The sequence below is a fragment of the Salimicrobium halophilum genome (assembly GCF_900100295.1).
Taxonomy (GTDB): Bacteria; Bacillota; Bacilli; order Bacillales; family Halobacillaceae; genus Salimicrobium; species Salimicrobium halophilum.
In genome coordinates this window covers 50,602-64,756 of the sequence record NZ_FNEV01000010.1, presented here as the reverse complement: position 1 = coordinate 64,756, position 14,155 = coordinate 50,602, and the positions used below count along the sequence as shown (strand labels likewise).

At 48.3% G+C, this 14,155-nt stretch carries 12 protein-coding genes; 7 read left to right on the top strand and 5 right to left on the bottom strand.

Features of this window, described 5'->3' with window-relative positions; all coding sequences use genetic code 11:
• Positions 1-57: 57 nt before the first annotated feature.
• From BLQ44_RS14120 to BLQ44_RS14110, 3 genes are all read left to right on the top strand, one after another.
• Positions 58-1,836, top strand: coding sequence for a PLP-dependent aspartate aminotransferase family protein (locus BLQ44_RS14120; RefSeq protein ID WP_093194543.1), 1,779 nt, complete (start codon positions 58-60; stop codon positions 1,834-1,836).
• 90 nt (positions 1,837-1,926) lie between these two features.
• Positions 1,927-3,606: an acetate--CoA ligase gene (acsA, locus tag BLQ44_RS14115; protein ID WP_093194542.1), complete on the top strand. Its 1,680-nt coding sequence runs from the start codon at positions 1,927-1,929 to the stop codon at positions 3,604-3,606.
• A gap of 80 nt (positions 3,607-3,686) precedes the next feature.
• Positions 3,687-3,905, top strand: a complete 219-nt coding sequence (locus BLQ44_RS14110) for a hypothetical protein (protein ID WP_093194541.1) — start codon at positions 3,687-3,689, stop codon at positions 3,903-3,905.
• A gap of 44 nt (positions 3,906-3,949) precedes the next feature.
• Here the strand turns inward: BLQ44_RS14110 and BLQ44_RS16595 are convergent, their stop codons facing one another.
• Positions 3,950-4,105, bottom strand: coding sequence for a hypothetical protein (locus BLQ44_RS16595; RefSeq protein WP_176757534.1), 156 nt, complete (start codon positions 4,103-4,105; stop codon positions 3,950-3,952).
• Positions 4,106-4,225: 120 nt separating this feature from the next.
• Here BLQ44_RS16595 and BLQ44_RS14105 point away from each other — a divergent pair, with 120 nt between their 5' ends.
• The 3 genes from BLQ44_RS14105 to BLQ44_RS14095 are packed head-to-tail and all read left to right on the top strand — an operon-like array spanning position 4,226 to position 7,269.
• The gene (locus tag BLQ44_RS14105) at positions 4,226-4,759 is read left to right on the top strand and encodes a methyltransferase family protein (RefSeq protein ID WP_093194540.1); all 534 of its coding nucleotides are present in this window, start codon (positions 4,226-4,228) and stop codon (positions 4,757-4,759) included.
• A 16-nt stretch (positions 4,760-4,775) separates the two neighbouring features.
• The gene (locus BLQ44_RS14100) at positions 4,776-6,260 is read left to right on the top strand and encodes a phytoene desaturase family protein (RefSeq protein ID WP_093194539.1); all 1,485 of its coding nucleotides are present in this window, start codon (positions 4,776-4,778) and stop codon (positions 6,258-6,260) included.
• Positions 6,261-6,276: 16 nt separating this feature from the next.
• A complete protein-coding gene (locus BLQ44_RS14095; protein WP_093194538.1) occupies positions 6,277-7,269 on the top strand; it encodes a sodium:calcium antiporter in 993 nt (330 codons plus the stop codon).
• A 44-nt stretch (positions 7,270-7,313) separates the two neighbouring features.
• Here BLQ44_RS14095 and BLQ44_RS14090 read toward each other — a convergent pair whose 3' ends face one another.
• The gene (locus BLQ44_RS14090) at positions 7,314-9,413 is read right to left on the bottom strand and encodes an MMPL family transporter (protein WP_093194537.1); all 2,100 of its coding nucleotides are present in this window, start codon (positions 9,411-9,413) and stop codon (positions 7,314-7,316) included.
• A 118-nt stretch (positions 9,414-9,531) separates the two neighbouring features.
• Between BLQ44_RS14090 and BLQ44_RS14085 the strand changes: the two genes are divergently transcribed.
• Positions 9,532-10,152, top strand: coding sequence for a uracil-DNA glycosylase (locus tag BLQ44_RS14085; protein ID WP_093194536.1), 621 nt, complete (start codon positions 9,532-9,534; stop codon positions 10,150-10,152).
• Between the two features lie 282 nt (positions 10,153-10,434).
• Here BLQ44_RS14085 and BLQ44_RS14080 read toward each other — a convergent pair whose 3' ends face one another.
• The 3 genes from BLQ44_RS14080 to BLQ44_RS14070 form a co-directional block, all read right to left on the bottom strand.
• Positions 10,435-11,814, bottom strand: a complete 1,380-nt coding sequence (locus BLQ44_RS14080) for an ammonium transporter (RefSeq protein ID WP_093194535.1) — start codon at positions 11,812-11,814, stop codon at positions 10,435-10,437.
• 30 nt (positions 11,815-11,844) lie between these two features.
• Positions 11,845-12,186 (bottom strand): P-II family nitrogen regulator, encoded by a 342-nt coding sequence (locus BLQ44_RS14075; RefSeq protein WP_093194534.1) that lies wholly within the window; start codon positions 12,184-12,186, stop codon positions 11,845-11,847.
• A 220-nt stretch (positions 12,187-12,406) separates the two neighbouring features.
• Positions 12,407-13,441, bottom strand: coding sequence for a ribonucleotide-diphosphate reductase subunit beta (locus tag BLQ44_RS14070; protein WP_093194533.1), 1,035 nt, complete (start codon positions 13,439-13,441; stop codon positions 12,407-12,409).
• Positions 13,442-14,155 lie beyond the last annotated feature (714 nt).

Here is a 14,155-nt window from a genome sequence, read left to right as displayed (position 1 = left end):
TTTTGATTTCCTTTTCCTCTCAGCCCTCCTACCACATACATTTAGGAGGAATTTTTTATGTCTCAGCAATTTGAAGGATACGATTTGGATACAGTAGCTCTCCACGGAGGACAGGCGCCGGATCCGACGACAGGATCACGTGCGGTACCGATTTATCAGACGACTTCTTACGTTTTCAACGATACGGATCATGCGCAGAGCCTTTTCGCTCTTGATGAACCGGGTAACATTTATTCGAGAATCGGTAACCCGACGGTGGATGTTTTCGAAAAGCGCATCGCTCTTCTCGAAGACGGGGTAGCAGCAGTAGCGACCGCTTCCGGTATGTCCGCCATCTCTTACTCGATTCTGAACATCGCAGGCGCAGGCGATGAAATCGTCGCTGCGGGTAATTTGTACGGCGGTACGTACAACCTTTTCGCTAATACGTTGCCGCGCTACGGCATCAATGTGAAATTCGTAGACCCGGAGGATCCGCAGAATTTCGCTGATGCGATTACGGATAAGACGAAAGCCGTATTCGCAGAAACGATCGGAAACCCGAGTCTGCACGTGCTGGATATCGAAAAGGTCGCGGAACTTGTCCATGAACAAGGCGTCCCGCTGATCGTCGATAATACATTCGCGACACCGGCTCAATGCAAGCCGCTGCAGTGGGGCGCAGACATCGTCGTCCACTCTGCTACGAAATGGATCGGTGGGCACGGAACGGCCATCGGTGGCGTTGCAGTCGATGGAGGACGCTTCGACTGGACGAACGGCAAATTCCCGGGCTTCACAGAACCGGATCAAAGTTACAACGGGGTCAGTTATGCGAGAGATTTCGGGACGCTTGCTTTCGCTACCAAGTTCCGGGTTCAGCTTCTGCGTGATTTGGGCGCATGCCTCAGTCCGCAAAACGCTTTTCTTCTCCTTCAGGGGCTTGAGACACTGTCACTTCGCGTAGAACGTCATGCGGATAACTCCCTTGAAGTGGCCGAGTACCTGAAAGGGCATCCGGATGTAGAGTGGGTTTCTTATCCGGGGCTTCCGGAACATCCGGCACATGAGCTTGCCAATAAGTACCTTGAAGGCGGCTACGGAGCGATCGTCAACTTCGGTATCAAAGGTGGAAGAGAAGCGGGAAGCAGTGTCATCAACAATATTTCGCTATGGTCTCACGTTGCGAACGTAGGGGATGCGAAGTCTCTCATTATCCACCCTGCTTCTACCACACACCAGCAGCTGTCAGTTGAAGAGCTGGCTGCTAGCGGAGTGACAGAAGAATTGATCCGGTTGTCTGTCGGTCTCGAATCGACGAAGGATCTGATCAATGACCTGGACAGAGCCATCGGAAAAGCGACGGGAAACGAGTCGGCGGCAGGAGCTTTGACAGAGAATGATGAGGGAGTCATCACGTGGGCCTTGAAGTCCGCGGAAGTGACGGAAAATGGAGAGAAGCGCAAAAAGCGTTTGGCTGTCGTGGGCTTGAGCGGTAAGCCTTCCCGTCCGAGTCATCGTCTCGCTAGAAAAATGCAGCGTCTCGGCTATCAGATCGTTCCGGTCAACCCGCGCGAAGAAGAGGTGCTGGGGGAGACATCCTACCCTGATCTGAAGTCGATTCCTTTCAAAGTCGAAGTGGTGCAAGTCTTCAGAAGTCCGCAGGCGGCAATCGCTATTGCAGAAGAAGCAGGAGAAGTGCAACCGGATGTCTTCTGGCTTCAGGAAGGGGTCATCGCACCGGAAGCGGCACGGATCGCCAATGAAGCAGGGCTTGAAGTCGTTCACAATCGTTGCACGTATAAAGAGGCGCAACGTTTGCGTGGAACCATTGATACGTACGCATGTGAAATTTAAACAATTCCAATGATCTTATGTTTCAGGAGGCGATATTTATCGCCTCCTGAACTTATACATAGGGATTGTTGAAGAAGAGGAGATGATGGCATGGCTGTTCTCACGCCGGCTGAAGGGAGCCACAATATAGATGAAGAATGGAAGGAAGGCGAACCTTTCCACTGGGAACGGGTTCACCCGGAATTCACCTGGTATGAAACAGGGAAAGTGAACATGACTTACGAATGCGTAGATCGCCACGTGGAACAAGGGAGAGGAGAGAAGAAAGCACTCTGGTATTTCAGTGAACATGAGGAACAATCGTGGACATACTTGGATTTGCAGAAGGAAGTGAATCGCTGGGCGAATGTTCTCAAGAACCACGGCGTCGGAAAAGGCGACTTCGTTTTCGTCTTTCTTCCGAAGCATCCTCATTGTCACGTCGCCATGCTTGCTGCTGTGAAGATTGGCGCTGTCGTCGGTCCGTTATTCGAAGCGTTCATGGAAGAAGCGGTTCGGGACCGGATCAAGGATTGCGATGGGGAGTATCTCATCACTTCAAGCGAATTTCTCGATCGCGTTCCGAAGAAGGAACTTCCGAGTCTGGGCACGATTTTCGTTACAGATGATCATGTGGAGGGGTACGTTTCCATCACCTCCGAAGCGAAAAAGGAAAAAGAAGAAGCGATGACCGAGTGGGTGGATTTGAATGATGGGTTGAACATCCATTACACAAGCGGATCCACGGGCAAGCCGAAAGGAATCATCCACGCCCACCGAGTGATGATCCAGCAGTACCAGACAGGCCGATGGGTGCTGGACTTGAAAGAAGACGATATTTACTGGTGTACCGCTCATCCGGGGTGGGTGACAGGGACGGTATACGGCGTTTTTGCTCCTTTACTGAACGGAGTCACTACCGTTATTCACGGAGGGCGCTTCTCGGCGGAAGCCTGGTACGATGTGATAGAGAAGGCAGGGGTATCCGTATGGTACAGCGCACCTACAGCTTATCGGATGCTGAAATCCGCTGGCGAGGACGTGCGTCGGCGATACGACCTCACTTCACTCAGGCATCTGTTGAGCGTCGGCGAACCGTTGAATCCTGAAGTGATATACTGGGCCCAGGAAGCTTTCGGACTTCGGGTTCACGACACGTGGTGGATGACGGAAACGGGCGCACAACTGATTGCGAACCTTCCTACGAGGAATATCAAGCCCGGATCGATGGGGAGGCCGATCCCTGGTGTGGAAGCAGCCGTCCTCGACGAAGAAGGACAAGAGAGGCCTCGAGGGGAAGTCGGTCATCTGGCTATCCGTGCCGACTGGCCTGCGATTATGAAAGAAGTATGGAAGAACGAAGAAAAATATGCTTCCTATTTTCCTCACGGAGAAGAATGGTATATTGCAGGTGACCTCGCCATTATGGATGAAGACGGATATGTATTTTTCCAGGGGAGAAGTGACGATATGATCAACGCTTCCGGGGAAAGGATCGGTCCGTTCGAGGTGGAGAGCAAATTGCTCGAGCATGAAGCTGTTGCGGAAGCCGGAGTCGTAGGGAAACCGGATGAAGTCCGCGGGGAAATCGTGAAAGCATTCATTACATTGACTCCCACCTATGTGGCGAATGAGGAATTGCTGGAAGAACTGCGTTTGTTTGTAAAGCGGAGGCTTGCGGCTCATGCTGCTCCGAAGGAAATAGAAGTGATGGAAGAGCTGCCGAAGACGCAGATAAGTGGGAAAATCCTGAGAAGAAAATTGAAAGAGCGGGATAGAGTAGGCGGATGATGAGGGCAAACTCCGGTTTTGTGATGGACGCTTTAGGGGAAAGTATACGTAAGAGTCCAGTTTACAAATGAGGTGAAGTCATGTTTTATTCGCTGACGTTTCAGAAAATCGTATTATTTTCAGCTATAGGTCTTATCGTAGGAGCCCTGATCGGGTTTGCAGGAGTTCTCGGATTCGGTCTTGATGGTTCGATATTCATCATTTCTGTTCTGCTAAGTATGCTGCTTGTATTTGCAGCAGCGATGTTTGCAGAGCTCTATCATATCCGGGAAGCGATCAACCGCTCCCGAAACAGGTAAGCGAGCCTTGAAAGCGGGCTCGCTTTTTTTTGCGTAGGCGGCTTTCAGAAGAGTAGCCACGGACTAAGTACGAGGAGCAGGAAGTAAAAGAACACAATGCTCGCAAATATGATATAGCTTTTCTTCGTAAGTTTACGGAAAATAATATAATAGGTGGCCAGAATAGTTAGAATGATGCCGAGTGAATAGAGCAAAGTCATGGAATCGCCCCTCCTTTCTTTTGATCATACGTATGAGTCCTTTCCGTTGCAAAGGAAAGGTTTGTAATGAATCTCTTTAGGGAAAGGTGAAGGAACCGGTCATAGTCAGGAGCGTGGTGTATGATTGAGATTGTCTTCGGTATAATCTCTCTGGTTTGGATAGCGGAATTTCTGTTTTTTTCCTCACCCGCTTCTGAAAAGACGGAGAGAAGGTCATTTTGGTATATCTTTTTGGCAATACTGGTTTCTATCTTGTTCATTATGTGGCTGGACCCCTGGACAGTAATGGCTCCTCCGGTAAGATGGGCAGGAATTGTTTTGTATGGGCTCGGAGTGGGCTTGAGACTTTGGGGGATCATTCACCTCAAAGAGCAATTCACAAGGAATGTCAGCGTATCGGAAGGTAGTCATCTCGTCAGTACTGGGCCGTACAGGGTATTGCGCCACCCCTTATACACGGGCCTGTTGAGTATCACTGCCGGATTCGCTCTGAGCAATGGGAGTGTGGCAGGGTTCATCATCGGGATGCTGGCAGTCGGGGCGAGTCTTCTCTATAGAATTCGCCTGGAAGAAGCGATGCTGGTGGGACAACACGGGAACATGTATGTACAATGGTGCAAAAAAAGATATCGACTTATTCCTTTTTTCTATTAACATGGAGGTGCTGTGAATGGTAAAGCAAAAAGCGGTAGTAGTAGGGGCAGGCCTTGGCGGTATGTCGACTGCCATCAGACTGAAAGCGGACGGATATGATGTGACGCTTCTCGAAAAGAATGAAAACATAGGCGGAAAACTGAACCAGAGATCCGGGAAGGGATTCACTTTTGACACGGGACCTTCGATTCTCACGATGCCCTGGGTTCTCGAGCAATTATTCGAAAGTGTTCATCGCGACATCCATGACTACATAACAATCGAAAGGGTCGAGCCTCAGTGGCGCACATTTTTCGAAGATGGAAAACAGGTGGACGTGACCAGTGACCTGCCGACGATGCTCGAAGAAATGTCGAAAGTGACCGAGCACCCGAATAGTTCTCTGACAAGCTTCCTTTCCTACAGTCAGGATATGTACGAGCTATGTATGAAGAGCTTCTACAAATACAGCATTGCTGACTTAAGTGACTTGAAAAAGCACCACACGTTCAAAGAGTTGATGCAGATGGATCCGTTGAAGACTGTCGCAAAATCGACACATGAGCATTTTAATAATAAGCATTTGGAACAGTTGTTCAATTTTCTTGTCATGTATGTCGGATCGAATCCATATTCGTCGCCTGCCATCCTGAATCAGCTCGCTTATGTACAGTTGGGTCTCGGCATCCACTATGTAAAGGGTGGTATGTACAAGATTGCCGAAGCGATGGGGAAAGTGATGGAAGAGTTGAAGGTCGATGTTCAGCTTGAAACACCCGTCTCTCATCTGGTGACTGATGGAAAGAGAGTGACCGGCGTAGAAACCGATAGAGGACCGATTGCGGCGGATCTCGTCGTCTCCAACCTTGAAGCGATTCCGACGTATCGTTATCTGGATGGGTCCAAGAAAGGGAAGAAAGAAGCGAAGCAGCTGGAGAAGAAATTTGAACCGACCGTATCCGGGCTAGTATTGTTGCTCGGTACAGATAAGAAGTTCGATCAGCTCGATCACCACAACTTCTTCTTCTCCGAAGATCCGGAAAAGGAATTCAATGAAATTTTCGACAAGGGGAGACCGGCAGACGATCCTACCGTATACATCGGGGTCTCTTCGCGCTCGGATGATACCCAGGCTCCGGAAGGGAAGGACAACCTGTTCGTTCTCACCCACGTCCCACCACTGAAAAACAAGAAGAGAAAAGATTGGGACTGGGAGTCTTACAGAAAAACGGTTCTTGAAAAACTGGAACGTATGGGACTTGATGGCCTGGAAGACTCCATAGAGTTCGAATATCAGTTTGCTCCCGAAGATCTCGAGTCCTTGTACGGGGCTAACGGCGGATCCATCTACGGAATTGCGGCCGATAAAAAGAGCAACGGCGGGTTCAAAGTTCCTGCCCAAAGTGCAGTGTACGATAACCTCTATTTTGCCGGAGGTTCCACGCATCCAGGAGGAGGGGTGCCGATGGTCACGTTGTCAGGCCAGCTGACGGCGGATCTGATTAAAAGTAAACAACAATAGTTAGGGGTATTTCATTATGGCAGTTCTGGTGTTTATAGGGTTCTTGGTTTCTGCAATCGCTACGTTTTTCATAGCTTCCAATCTGGCTGTGTTCGGGGATGCAGTAAAAGAGAAAACGAAAGCGACCTCCGCCTTTGTCGGGGTGATAATCGGAGTAGCCATCTCTTTACCGGAACTTACATCGAGTGTCACAGCCGTCATTATCGATACCCCGGGTCTTGCTGTAGGTAATCTGATAGGAAGCAACCTTTTCAATCTGCTCGGTCTGGCCGTGTTTGATTTGATTTACCGTAAGCACCAGATTATGACTCAGACAACGATAGAGAGTAAATTGTATGCGTATCTCGTCATATTGCTGACAATGATCGTCATCGTAGCTGTCTCTTTCCCTTTACCGACTCATCTGTTACACATCAGTTATTCTTCAATCTTTCTGCTTCTCCTTTACTTTATTGGAGGTCAGTTGATCAATAAACGTACGGAGTATCAGGGAAGAAAGGTGAAGAATGAAAAGAAGAAGGAACGATACCGCGAATATACGTACAAACAGGTCGTGACGCGATTCACCGCATTAGCGGTAGCTATCATGATTATGGGGAGCATCCTGACCATCACTGCAGAAGAGATTGCAAAAATCACGGGACTCGGCTCCTCTTTTATAGGGGCGTTCCTCGTGGCCATCAGTACGTCGCTTCCTGATGCTTCAAGTGTAGGGACGGCGCTCAAGATGAAGAACTACAACCTGGCCATAAGTTCCCTGATTGGTAGTAACGCATTCAACATACTGATTCTGGCGATTACCGATATCATGTACTTCCGGGGAAATCTTTATAGCGAGTCCAGTCCCGTGAATATCATCATCGCCATCGCTTCGATTGTTTTTGTTCTGTTGTTTCTCGTCAGTATTTCAAGAAAGAAGCCGAAATATCGCTTTACGTATATCGTTCCTTCTTTGTTGATTGTAGTGCTTTATTTCGTAGTTACGTTTGTTTCTTTCCAATTGAAATAGCTTACAGAAAAGAGCTGCCCGCGGGCAGCTCTTTTTTTAGATGATTATTTATTTCTGCTGAACGGGAACCACCAGTTCCAGCCTCCGAACAGCTTCATCAGACTCGGAACGAGCAGAAGTCGGATGATCGTCGCATCAATGAAGATCGCGATAGCGATGCCGATGCCTATTTGTTTCACCGGGACGACCCCTGTGAAAGCGAAAGCTCCTGTTATGACGATCATGATGAGAGCGGCGGACGTGATGATTTTACTAGTGTTCGCCACTCCTTCCACCGTCGAAAATTCATTGTCTCCCGATTCTAAATAGAATTCCCTGATACGGGATATGAGAAAGACTTCATAGTCCATACTTAGCCCGAAGACGAGACTGAAAACGATGACCGGAAGAATCAGAGCGATGTCCGCTTCATTCAATCCAAGATGTCCTCCCTGGAACAGCCAGACGAGGATGCCGAACGTAGAAGCGAGTCCCAGAATGTTCATGAGAATAGCTTTGATCGGAATGAGGATGGAGCGGAACGCGAGCATAAGAATGAAGAAAGTAGAGACGATGATGATCGTCAGCACAGCCGGGAGTTTGTCGAAGATTTCATCATAAATCTCCTGGTTGAAGGCCGGCTGCCCTCCGATGAGTGCTTCTTCTTCCTTCCACTCCCGGGCGAGTTCCTGGGCTTCGTCTGAATTGCCTGCCACGGTAAGGTTCGCGGGCAGTAATAATTTATCGTCCGCTATGAACTGATCGATGGCCGGTTGAAGCGCTTCTTTCGTTTGCGGATTTTGAAGGGCTCCGTAGAGTTCTTCCGCGGTTTCTACATCAGCGGCGGAATAGAGCGAGTCGACGCTGTCTACGATATCCGGAGAAGAGTAGTCCTCTACATGAGCTTTCATTTCTTCCAGTCCTTCTTCGCTGAGCCAATCGATGTCCTGTTCTGTTACGGCATAAATCGTACTTTCGCTATCACTCAGGAATGTCTCTTCAATCGTTTCGTAAGCACTCCTGGAGTCATAGCTTTCCGGAAGCGCGTCGATAGTGGGAATGGACACATTCATGTTTGTGACAGGGATGATACCGATGGCAAGGATGACGAACGAGAGTACGGCTGTCATAACCGGTCTTTTCATAATACCTTTCGCGAAAGCGCGCCACTTTGGAATCGTGTCTTTTTCAGCCGGCAACACGCGGAATTTATTGATGCGTGGCCCCAATAGTCTCAGCATCGCCGGTAAGAGGGTCAAAGAGGTCAACACAGCCAGCGTAATGACCACCGTTCCTCCAAGAGCGATGTTAAGAAAAATATCCACGTCGATGATACTCATTGCGCCAAGTCCTATAAATACACAGACCGCAGAGAAAATGATGGAACGACCTGCTGTCTGGATTGTCGTAGCCAGGGCGTCATCGATCGATTGTTTTGTCAGCTCTTCCCGATATCTATTAATGAAGAGAAGCGCGAAATCGATACTTAAGGCGAGCCCGATCATAGGTGCTATGTTCAATATGAAGACGGACAGGGAAATGCTGTCTCCCGCGATTGCAAGAAATCCAAAGCCGGCTACCACAGTGAAACCTCCGATGATAAGAGGCAAAAGGGAAGCGGTGATGGTTCCGAATGCCAATAGAAGTATTACAAGAGCGAACGGCAAACCGATCAGTTCGGCGTTTTTCAGATCTTCCTGACTGGCCTTATTGATATCCTCAGTAATGACGGGTTCTCCGGTAAGCGTCACTCCATCTGTTTCTTTGGTGATGTTTCTTATTTCTTCGATTTCTCCCTTGAGTTCCGTACTTTCCTGATCAAAATGAACGGCAGCGTAAGCGGTGTCTTCTTTGTACATACTGTCCATCTCCAGTGGGGACTGGATGGAAGTGGCGATATCAAGCGATTCGATATCGGATAGGGTCTCTTCGATCTTTTCCTCATCTGCTGATTCAAACAATACGAGAATAGTAGATTCAGGGCGATCGAAATCTTCCGTCAGTATCTCCTGGACTTGCTCATATTCTCCGTCTGTTCTGAATCCATCGCCTTGAAGCAGCGAGGGCAGGTCGAGAGCGAAGTAACCCAAAAGGACAAAAGCTACCACCCATATAGTCAAAAAGAGCGTACGCAGCTTCACTATTGTTTCAGCAATTCTTTTCATGTAAGTACCTTCCTTCATATGTAGTGCTCTTTTAATTGTAATCATTTCTCCGGGGGAAGGAAAACAATAAGAGTTAAAGAAAGAGAAGCGGGGTAAGAACAAAGGAGAGGTGAAGACGATGAACATACCGGAAGATGTAATGAAACGCGCGAAAAAGAATATAGAACCGTTTGATACAGAAGGGTTTGTGCTTGGGAAAGGGCCGGTACCTGCTGATATTATAATGGTCGGAGAGGCCCCGGGAGAAAATGAGGTCTATGACGGGGAGCCTTTTACCGGGAGAGCCGGAAAGGAATTGGATAAACAGCTTTCCTACCTGGGATGGACAAGGGATGATGTATACATCACGAGTGTAGTAAGAAGCAGGCCTTATAAGTGGGAGAAACGGCCGAATGCTGCAGAGAAGCGGAAAGCCAATCGAAAACCGAACAAGAAGGAAGTGCGAGCGCACGCAGAACTTCTTGATGTTCAGATTGCACAGGCGGATCCGAAAGTGATTCTTCTTCTTGGAGGTGTTGCCTATCAGAGACTTGTCGATGAAAAGGGCAAAATCTCTGAAGTGATCGGGGAAAAACTGGAGACTCCGATTCTGACATATGACCGGGAGAACGATGCTTTCGTTTCTTCGGAGAAGGAGTATATTGTTATTCCTTTGTACCACCCTGCTGCTGTATTCTACAATCCGGGCATTCGTGACTCCATCTATGAGTCGTTGGATCGATTGAAAAGTTATTTGTAATGATGAAAAACCCCTGGGTGTCCTTTTGGGAACCCGGGGGTTTTTGTATGTTCGGAGCTTTCTTCTCTTGGCCCTTGTTTGGGTGTTTTGTGTAGCTGCGTTTGCGGTACACTCACGCAGGGATTTTTCCTGTGAGCGGTCTGTTTCTCTTGAATCGGTACGCTCAGGAGCGTTCTGGATTTCTGAGTGGTTCTCAAATATTTTTGCGGTACACTCGTGGAAGTTTAGTTTTCTTGAGTGTACCGCAAATTGTTTTTAAGAGGGGTAGTTCCGCTTTTCTCTTTAATGCACAGCTTTTTTCTGTTCATGGTCGATGCTGTTGAGGCGGTTCAGGAGGCCGACGCCGAAGTCACCGTCCACGGTTTGTGGAGTATTTTCGTTAAAGATGCTGCCGGAAGATTCGTAGGCGGAAGATCCGTGCTCGTAAAAGTCGAGACCTGCGATTTCTTCACGACGGGAGACGCGGATGCCGATGGTCTGTTTGATGATGAATACACCGATGGACGTCGCGGCCATCGTCCAGGCTGCTACTGCTACGACACCGGCTGTCTGGATGAACAACAGTTCTCCGCCGTCTCCGTAGAAAAGTCCTCCGTTGGTAGCAAATAGTCCTACCGCGAGCGTTCCCCAGGCACCACATATTCCGTGAACCGCAATGGCCCCTACAGGATCGTCGATTTTGAATACGCGATCGAACAGTTGCACAGCTTCCACAAGGATGATCCCTGCGATAAATCCGGTAATGATCGCTCCAACAGCGGAGATGTCAGCGGCTCCTGCTGTGATACCGACGAGGCCTGCGAGCGCACCGTTCAGTGTCAAAGAAGCGTCGATCTGTTTGAACTTCAGCTGAGAATAAAGCGCAGAAGCGATGACTCCTCCGGATGCGGAGAGGAGGGTGGCTGCAATGACGGCCGGTACGAGGGAAGGATCAGCTGCCAACGTGCTTCCTCCGTTGAAACCGAACCATCCGAACCAAAGGATGAATACGCCGAGTGCGCCTAATGGAATGTTGTGTCCCTGGATGACGTTCACCGTTTTTCCAGTGTATTTTCCGAGACGTGGTCCCAGGAACATGACGGTGGCAAGAGCACCTACAGCTCCTGTCATATGAACGACGGTAGAGCCGGCGAAGTCTACGAAACCGAGTTCTGAAAGCCAGCCTCCTCCCCATACCCAGTGTCCGACGATCGGGTATATAAGTCCGGTCATCAAAAGAGTGAGTAACAGGTAGGCGCTCAACTTCATACGCTCAGCGACAGCGCCGGAGATGATAGTGGCACAAGTTGCTGCAAACACGGCCTGGAAGACGAAGAAGCCGATTTGATCTTCCTGTCCGCTAAGTAGAAAACCGTCTGTTCCGATGAATCCTCCTCCAGAGGTGCCGAACATGATTCCATATCCGACGAGGAAATAAAGAACGGAAGCGATCGAGATTGTCATGAAGTTTTTCATAAGGATGTTGAGGGCGTTTTTGGAGCGGGTGAATCCTGATTCTACCATGGCGAATCCGGCGTGCATGAAAAAGACTAGGAATGCTGCGATCATGACCCATGCCATGTCGATGGAAGCGATGGCGGCTTCGGGAGAAACGGTCTGGGCACTTGCGACTACTGGAAACCCTGATATGGACAATAAAGATAACGGGATAATTTTTTTCATCAGTTCAATCACCTTTCCGTAATAAGTATTTTAGATAAGTGCGGCTTTTCCTTTTTCTGCGGTTCTGATCCGGTATACTTCCTCGACTGCCGTAACGAAAATCTTGCCATCTCCCGTTTCGTTTGTCGTACATGTATCCATAATGATTTCCACGATGGGGTCGATTTCGTGATCATCGACAACCATTTCAACCTTCACTTTCGGATACAGTTTGATTTCATACCTTGTTCCCCGAAAAATCCCTTCCTTTCCTTTCTGCTGGCCACAGCCTGCGACTTCCGAAACAGTCAATCCTTTCACACCAACCTGATCCAGCTGATGTCGTAACGTCTGAAAAGCTTCAGGACGAATGATCGCTTCAATCTTTTTCAATGGAACTCCTCCTTAAGTGTTAACTTATCTAACATCTTTAGTAAGTTTAAAGTTACTATACACGGACTTTTCAGAAAAATCAATACATTAATGTAAGGGAAGTTAACATGAGTGGAGTGATTGGATTGTTTGTAAGGGTTATCATTGTTGGAAGAATGCATTATTCTTCTGAAAGAAAATTTTCAGAAAAAAATTAAAGCCAGGCATGGGAGCCTGACTTTTATAGATCATCGAAACCGTTGTTCTCTGATACTTTCGTATATTGCCTGGATTTCTGCTCGAAGAAATCCGACTTTCCTTCATCCACGTTCTGATAGGCGCGAATCCAGCGGAGAGGATTCTTCCGGTTTTCAGGAAAAGGACGGTCTGCACCAAGCTGCTGCGCTCTCGTATTTGCGGTGAAGCGGATATAGTTCTCAAGATCCTCTATCGGTATCCCTGGGAAATCATGTCCGATGATATGGTGCGCCCATTCGATTTCAAGATCGGCGGCTTTTTTCAAGGTGTCCTTGGCGAAACGTTGAAATTCGTCGCTATCAAGCTCGGGGTGTTCCTGTAAGGTTTCCTTGAAAATTCGCGTGAATAGATGAACGTGGATCTGTTCGTCTCTATTGATGTAGTTGATCATCGTCGATGTCGACACCATTTTCTGATTCCGAGCCAGGTTATAGAAGAAAGCGAACCCTGCGTAGAAAAATAATCCTTCGAGCACGACATCATACACGCACGATTTCAGGAAACTTTCAGGAGACGGGTCATCGATGAATTCCTGGTAACCGTCTGTAATGAACTGATTTCTCTTGATCAGGACAGGGTCATGTTTCCAATACTCGAAAATCTCCTCCTGCTCGTGGGAGGGGACGAGCGTGGATAACACATAGGAATAAGACTGGTTATGGACGACTTCCTGAAAAGAAAGTACCTGCATAAGGGCGGCAAGACTGGAATCTGTGAGATAATCGGCGATTTTTCCTGAATAGTCGGTCTGGATAGAATCCAGAAAAGCAAGCAGGCCGATGATTTTTTTGAAGGATTGCTGCTCCTTGTCGGAGAGCTCGGGCCATTGCTTCAAATCATTGCTCATATTGATTTCATCCGGGATCCAGAAGTTCTGCAGCATATTTTTATACATAGGATATGCCCACGCGAATCTTGTATCATCCCAGTTGAGGACGTTGGACGTTTGACCGTTGATGATGCCGGTCGAACGGTTGGGTGCTTCGTGATCGACAAGTTTTCTTTTTTGTAAGGTCATGGGTAGGGCTCCTTTCTTTTTTTGGTGAGTGGTGTGTGATTTTGCGGTACACTCACGAACGAGTTTCTACCTTGAGCGGTTGGTTTCTTTCGTATTGCACCGTTCGGAAGCAAGTTCTAAGCTGCGAACGGTTCATTTCTGTTTTTGTGGTACATTCAAATTGTGCTGGGTCTCGGTGAACGGTGCGAAAGGGCATTTGAATGCATGTACCTTCCCGGCGGGCGGGAAGGTAGTCAGGAAAATCTGTCGGTTCTTGCTATGATTGAGCGTTGCGGGACACTCAGGTCGTTTCTACATTTCTGAGTGGGTGGCAAATGGGTTTGCGGTACGTTCGCGCCACAGAATCTCACCTGAGCGGTTCCTTTTCGAGTTTGCGGTACATTCAGGTGGTCCTGGGGCCTGACGAACGGTGCGCAAAAGAAAAGTGGGACTTCTCCACATTTCTTTTTTGTCTAGCTTCGAAGCCCAGAAGTCCATAACATAAGTGGTCACCTCTGTTTCGGAAAAGAACATCCGTAGTCAGAGCCGCCCACTTATGTTAGAACTTCTAAGCGGGGCTTCTCCACATTTCTATTTTGTCTAGCTGCGACACCTAACCCTTAGCGACATAAGTGAAAAACCATCCATAAAGTAGGAGAACGCTTCTTTAGGCTGATTTTCACTTATGCGAGAAGGGCTGAGCAAGGTGTCTTCGCTTTCCTTTGTCTAGTTTCA

Bases quoted from the DNA above. Each gene is read 5' to 3' on its own strand.
- BLQ44_RS16595 (WP_176757534.1), bottom strand. From the start codon at position 4,105: ATGACTTTGCTCTATTCACTCGGCATCATTCTAACTATTCTGGCCACC.
- BLQ44_RS14110 (WP_093194541.1), top strand. From the start codon at position 3,687: ATGTTTTATTCGCTGACGTTTCAGAAAATCGTATTATTTTCAGCTATA.
- BLQ44_RS14070 (WP_093194533.1), bottom strand. From the start codon at position 13,441: ATGACCTTACAAAAAAGAAAACTTGTCGATCACGAAGCACCCAACCGT.
- BLQ44_RS14120 (WP_093194543.1), top strand. From the start codon at position 58: ATGTCTCAGCAATTTGAAGGATACGATTTGGATACAGTAGCTCTCCAC.
- BLQ44_RS14100 (WP_093194539.1), top strand. From the start codon at position 4,776: ATGGTAAAGCAAAAAGCGGTAGTAGTAGGGGCAGGCCTTGGCGGTATG.
- acsA (WP_093194542.1), top strand. From the start codon at position 1,927: ATGGCTGTTCTCACGCCGGCTGAAGGGAGCCACAATATAGATGAAGAA.
- BLQ44_RS14095 (WP_093194538.1), top strand. From the start codon at position 6,277: ATGGCAGTTCTGGTGTTTATAGGGTTCTTGGTTTCTGCAATCGCTACG.
- BLQ44_RS14090 (WP_093194537.1), bottom strand. From the start codon at position 9,413: ATGAAAAGAATTGCTGAAACAATAGTGAAGCTGCGTACGCTCTTTTTG.
- BLQ44_RS14105 (WP_093194540.1), top strand. From the start codon at position 4,226: ATGATTGAGATTGTCTTCGGTATAATCTCTCTGGTTTGGATAGCGGAA.
- BLQ44_RS14080 (WP_093194535.1), bottom strand. From the start codon at position 11,814: ATGAAAAAAATTATCCCGTTATCTTTATTGTCCATATCAGGGTTTCCA.
- BLQ44_RS14085 (WP_093194536.1), top strand. From the start codon at position 9,532: ATGAACATACCGGAAGATGTAATGAAACGCGCGAAAAAGAATATAGAA.